At 71.8% G+C, this 5,647-nt stretch carries 4 protein-coding genes and 1 pseudogene; 2 read left to right on the forward strand and 3 right to left on the reverse strand.

Features of this window, described 5'->3' with window-relative positions; genetic code table 11:
• Positions 1-296: 296 nt before the first annotated feature.
• Together QR77_RS13675 and QR77_RS48620 are read left to right on the forward strand one after the other, a co-directional pair.
• A complete protein-coding gene (locus tag QR77_RS13675; RefSeq protein WP_040021985.1) occupies positions 297-1,454 on the forward strand; it encodes a DegT/DnrJ/EryC1/StrS family aminotransferase in 1,158 nt (385 codons plus the stop codon).
• Positions 1,455-1,516: 62 nt separating this feature from the next.
• The gene (locus QR77_RS48620; protein WP_236711105.1) at positions 1,517-3,520 is read left to right on the forward strand and encodes a lipopolysaccharide biosynthesis protein; all 2,004 of its coding nucleotides are present in this window, start codon (positions 1,517-1,519) and stop codon (positions 3,518-3,520) included.
• Here the strand turns inward: QR77_RS48620 and QR77_RS13685 are convergent.
• The 3 genes and pseudogenes from QR77_RS13685 to QR77_RS13695 all read right to left on the reverse strand — a co-directional run.
• Entirely contained in the window at positions 3,490-4,611 is a 1,122-nt protein-coding gene (locus QR77_RS13685) for a glycosyl hydrolase (protein WP_236710638.1), read from the reverse strand. The genes QR77_RS48620 and QR77_RS13685 overlap by 31 nt on opposite strands.
• Entirely contained in the window at positions 4,608-5,066 is a 459-nt protein-coding gene (locus tag QR77_RS13690; protein WP_063798028.1) for a hypothetical protein, read from the reverse strand. Before QR77_RS13690 ends, QR77_RS13685 begins: the two co-directional genes overlap by 4 nt.
• A 28-nt stretch (positions 5,067-5,094) precedes the next feature.
• Positions 5,095-5,647: pseudogene (locus tag QR77_RS13695) on the reverse strand (hypothetical protein); the annotation flags it as partial.

Here is a 5,647-nt window from a genome sequence, read left to right on the forward strand (position 1 = left end):
CCCGGCTGCTGTCGCGGACCCTGGTCAAGCTCAGGAAGGGTCTGACGCTGGAGGAGTAGGGGCGCCGCTCCCTTTCCCGGGGTTCCGCTGTGGCTCCCTTGACTGTGCCGGTGGCCTCGCGCCTCTCCTGGCCGGAACCCGACCGCCCCTCTCCCCCGCCTCCCAGGCCTCATTGACGTCCCGTCCGGTATGGGACACATTGAGCCCGGGGGCAGGGGGGAAGCGGTATGGCTCTTGGGGATCTTGGGGAGAGCTGCCCGGCGGGAGGCTCGGCGTACTCCGGGCTGGAGACGCTGATGCGCCACCGCCTCGGCAGGGAATGTCTGTACGTGCCGTCGTGCCGGCTCGGGCTGTACGTCGCCCTGCGGCACTGGTGTCCGCCCGGTGGGCGGGTGTTGATGTCGCCGGTCAACGACGACGTGATCTTCTTCGTGGTACTCGCCGCCGGACTACGGCCGGTCCAGGCGCCGTTGAACCCGCTGGACGGATCCATCGACCTGGCGGGCATGCCGGAGGCCGCGTGGCGCGGGCTGTCCGCCGTACTCACCACCAACCTGTACGGGAACCCCGACCGGGCGCCCGAACTGCGCTCCCGCTGCGACGCGTTGGGGATCCCGCTGATCGAGGACGCCGCCCACGCCATCGGCAGCCGCGTCGGCGGACGCCCGGTCGGGACCTTCGGCGACGCGTCCGTCTTCAGCCTCTCGAAGCATGTCGGCGCCAAGACCGGCGGGTTCCTGGCGGTCGCCGACCCCAGGTTGCGTACGGAGCTGGAGGCGGCGCGCGACGCGCTGCTGGAGCCGTCCGGGCTCGGCGCCGAAATCGCCTACGGCGTACGGCCGTACGCGGAGGCCGGGGTGCGCGGGCTGCGTCTCGTACGGGCCGCTCGCGCCACCATGCGGCTGCTCGGCATGGAGGAGCGCGAGGAGATCCGGATGCCGTTGCGCGCGGGCGAGTTGGAGCAGGCCCTGACCCGCGCGCCCGGGCTCGGGGACTTCAACTCCTGGGTCAAGGTGGACATGCACGCCTACCGGCTCTCGCCCGGGAGGGTGCGGCTGCGGCGTACCGAGCGGCTGCTCGCCGGGCTCGACGCGCGGCTCGACGCCCATCTGGCAGGCACGGAGCGGCTGTTACGCACGCCATGGGCCGCTCCGGGTGCGGGGGCCTCCGGCCCTGAGCCCGTACAGCCGCTCTTCCGGGTGCCGCTGCTCGTCCAGGACCGGCACGCGGCCCTCGCCGCCCTCGCGCGGCGGCGTATCACCGTCGGTTATCTCTACGACCCGCCGCTCGACGCCTACGCGGGCGAGGCCTTCACCGACCCCTCCCCCGCCCCCGAGCCCGCCGCCTGGTTCGCGCGGCACGCGCTGCCCGTCGATCCGTGCCGCGCCGAAGAGGTGATCGCCGTCCTCACGGCGTCGGGCGCGCGCCCGGCCCGGCGTGAAGGGCTCCGGTAGCGGTGGCCGACACGGCTGACGCGGCTGAGACGGCTGAGACGGTCGACACGGCCGGGAGCAGGTTGCCGAGAGAGCCGGCCGGGGCGGTGGAGCCCGGCGAGGCCGCAGGGGCCAGCGGCGATTCCATGTTCCGCAACGCCTACGCCCTGATGCTCTCCACCGGTGTCTCCGCCGCGCTCGGCCTCGGCTTCTGGCTGGTCGCCGCGCGCTACTACACCGAGGACGCCGTCGGGCAGGGCTCGGCGGCCATCGCCGCCATGCGCCTCCTCGCCTCGATCACCGCCACCACCATGATCGGCGCCGTGGTGCGCTATGTGCCGCGCGCCGGGCGGGCGACGGGTTCGCTGGTGTGGCGTGCGTACGCCATCAGTTCGGTCGTCGTCTGCGTCGCCTGTGTCGTCTTCCTGCTGACGCTCGGCCTGTGGGGCCCCTCGTACGCGCCGCTCGGCGGGCTCACCGCCGGAGTCGTCTTCACGGCGTCCTGTATCGGCTGGGCCGTCCTGACGCTCCAGGACGGGGTGCTGACCGGCCTGCGCAAAGCCGTCTGGGTGCCTGTCGGCAACGCCGTCTTCTCGCTCGGCAAGCTGCTGCTGCTCGCGGCGTTCGCGACGGCGATGCCGGTCCTCGGCGTCTTCGTCTCCTGGGCCGCCGCCATCGCGCTGTCCGTCGTACCGCTCGGCTGGCTCGTCTTCCGCAGGCTCATCCCCCGCCAGGCGGCGGCCGACCGCGACCGTGAACCGCTGAGGACGCGGGACATCGGCCGGTTCCTGGCGGGCGATTCGGTCGGGTCTCTGTTCAGCCTCGCGATGATCAATCTGCTGCCGGTCATCGTCGCCGTCCGCTTCGACGCGGCGCACAACGCCTTCTTCTACACCGCGTACACCGTCGGCGGCACGATGGAGTTCATGGCCATCAACATGGCCTCCTCACTCACCGCCCACGCCTCGTACAGCCCCGAGCGGCTGGCGGAAGGGGTGCGGGGGGCGCTGCGGCGGATGGCCGTTCTGCTGGTGCCGGTGGTTCTGGTGCTGGTGGTGTTCGCGCCGCTGGTCCTCGCGCCGTTCGGCGGCGACTACGCCGAGCACGGCACCACGGTGCTGCGCCTGCTCGCCGCCGCCACCCTGCCGCGCGTGATCGTCGAGCTGTACATCGGGGTGCTGCGGGTCCAGGGGCGTACGGGCATGCTCGCCGTCCTCCAGGGCTCCATGTGCGCGCTCGTCCTGGGCAGTACGGTCCTGCTGCTCGGGCCCGCCGGCATCTCGGGCGCCGGCATCTCGATGGTGCTGTCCATGACCGTGATCGCGCTGTTCGCGGCGCCGGGGCTGCGCGCCGCGCTGAGCGGGCGGCCGTCGCGCGGGGAGGTACGGCGTACGCGTGTCCGTACGGCTGTCCCGGCGCGCGCCGCCCGGTCGTACGGCACCGGCTGGGCCGAGCGCACCGCCCAGGGTCCGGCGGCCCCGGGCGACGACGTACCCGAGAGCTGGGCCGTCACCCTGCTGTGGCTGCTCTTCGGTCTCGGCGCCGGGCTGTTCTGGGTCCCGCTCCTGCGCACCGGCCCCACCATCGGGCGCCCGTCCCTCACCGGCGGCGAACTCCTCGCCGCGCTGCCCCCGTTGACCCTGGCCGCCGGGATCCTGCTGGTCGTCGTACAGTGCGCCGCCGCGTCGCTCGTACGGCCGCGCCCGGCGCTGCCCTACCTCACCCTGCTGATCACCTTCGCCGCGCTGCACTCGGCGGCGCCGCTGCTGGGCGTGCCGGTCCCGGTCGCTCCCGTCGCCGTCCAGTCGCTCTGTCTGGTGCTGGTCGCCGTGACGCTCGGGGTGGCGCTACGCGCGGACGGCCGGGTCACCGTGGGCGTGCTGTGGCTGCTGATGGTGGCCGGCTGGGCGGCGCAGCACGCGTTCGCCACGGCGGGGCCCGCGGTGCTCGTGGGCCTGCCCGTCGGGCTGGGCGCCGTGTGCGGGGCGGCGTTCGGTGCCCGGAGGCGCCGGGCGAAGCCGGAACGCGAGCGGGAACGCAGGCCGGCGGACCCGTATCACCGTGACGGCACCGGCTGGTTGAAGTAGTCGTCCCGGCCCGCCTGCCGGTAACCGTCAAGCGCGGGGCCCTTGTTGACGGTGAGGTCGCAGTCCTTCCCCTCGATGGGCTGGTTCCACTGCACCAGCGCCTTCACCTCCGGCATCCCCTTCGCCTGCTCCGGAATGTCGGAGTACCAGCTCCGCTGCCGGTCCGGCTGCGCCGGATCCGGCGCCGTACTGAACTCGGAGAGCATGAACGGCTTGGTCGCCGAGATGTTCTCGCGCAGCCATACGTACGACGGCCGCACGCTCCGGTCGAAGTCCAGCCAGGTCTTCGAGTCGTGGCAGAGGAAGTAGTTGTACTGGTCCATGCCGACCCAGTCGACATAGTCGTCGCCCGGATACAGCTCCTTCATGGACTTCTCGTGCCCCAGATAGCCGGACACCGTCCACACCCACACCAGGTTGTCCACCCCGAGTTGCTCGAACCGGTCGTGTATGTGGCGGTACGCGGCGACGAACTCGGCGGGCGTGCCCGCGTCCGGCGTACGGAAGTCGGTCTCCTGGTCGAAGGAGAAGAAGACGCGCTTGCCGTACGCCTTGAGGCGCCGCGCCTGCGGGTCGATGATCTCGGCGTCGTACTTCCCGGCGGCGATGTCGCGCCAACCGAGTTGTTTCTCCGTCCAGTTCTTGTGGTGCGGCTCGGTCCACACGGTGGACTCCCAGGCGATCATCAGCATCCGGTCCTTGCCCAACTCCTTCTCGTCGGGGGTGAGCAGCATGCCGTCGGCCGGGGTGTTGGACATGTCGTGGTACGTGTAGACGAGGTCGAGCTTGCGCCCGATCTTCTTCTCCAGGTCGTGGATCGGGTCCTTGAGCGAGCCGTTCTTCGCGTACGGGACGTACGCGCCCCACCAGGCCCCGCACGGCGGCTCCAGCGACACGGTCGGCGCGCACGACTTCCCCGCCCTCGCCCCCGAAGCGGTCCTGCCGGGGGAGCCGTTACCGCTCTCCGCACCGTTCGGGCCGCTGCCTTCGGGCTGCCCCTGACCGGAGATCCAGACGCCCAGGCCGGCGAGCAGGGCGGCCACGAGGGCCAGGGCGAGGATCAGGTACGTGTCCCGCCGGGAGGTGGTCACTGTGCCTGCCCGGCGACATCGGCCCCGGCGTCGGCCTGTGCATCGGCCTGTGCATCGGCCTCGGGACCCGCCTCGGTCGCGGTTTCCCTGCGCGCGCCCCTGATCGCGACCGGCAGCGGCAGCCCCGGCAGCACGGCGGTGACCGTGCAGAAGGTGGCCAACGAGACCAGGAAGACCGTCGCCGAGAAGCCCTGGACGAGAAAGAGAGCGGTGGAGGCGAGCACGGCGAGCGACAGGCTCAGCGGGGCCGCCAGCGCGACCGTCTCCAGCCCCGCGCCGTTCCGCGCCCCCCGTGGCCGGGGGTGGAGCAGTGCGAGTCCGGGGCAGAAGGTCACGAAGAGCAGGATCGGTATCCACCGCAGCGGGGAGCCGCCGGGCAGCACGGTCACCGCCAGCGCCAGCCATCCGGAGAGCGCGAGTACCGCCCTGAGAAGCTGTGCCTGTGTGCGTTGCATGGCGCGACGTACCTCCGGGTCATCCTCATCATCGGTCGGGAGTGGCGGGCGTGCCGGATGTGGCGGGCGTGGCTGGTGAGTTGGGCGTGGTCGGCGAGTTGGGCGTGGCTGGTGCGTCGGGCGTGGCGGCGGTCGGTGGCTCCGGGGCCTGGTCGGAGTCCGGTACGTGTTCCAGCACCAGCCCGTACGCGCTCTCCTCCACGACATGGAAGTGCGGCGAACTCTTCAGCGCCGCCGTCAGCCGCGCGAAGCCGCCCGGCGGCAGATATCCCTCGCCGATCGTGGCCTTCTCCTGGGTGGGCGTGAGGATCACATACGCCGGACGGCCGTCCGGGATGCCCGCGTCGAGGTAACCGGCGGGATCCTTCAGCATCTTGAGGTTCTCCGGCACTTCCTGCTCGGTGAAGAACCAGCGCTCGAAGTGGTCGTAGCGGTAGTACGCACCGGCGAACGACCCGGTGGTCGCCATGATCAGCGAACCGTCCGGTGCCCGGTCGTACGCCCGCTTGACCAGCGCGATCTCGCCGGGCGGCGCGTACTGCATGCCTTCCTTGCCGTAGTACGAGGGCAGGAAGCCCGCC

The sequence above is a fragment of the Streptomyces sp. 150FB genome (assembly GCF_000818195.1).
GTDB lineage: Bacteria > Actinomycetota > Actinomycetes > Streptomycetales > Streptomycetaceae > Streptomyces.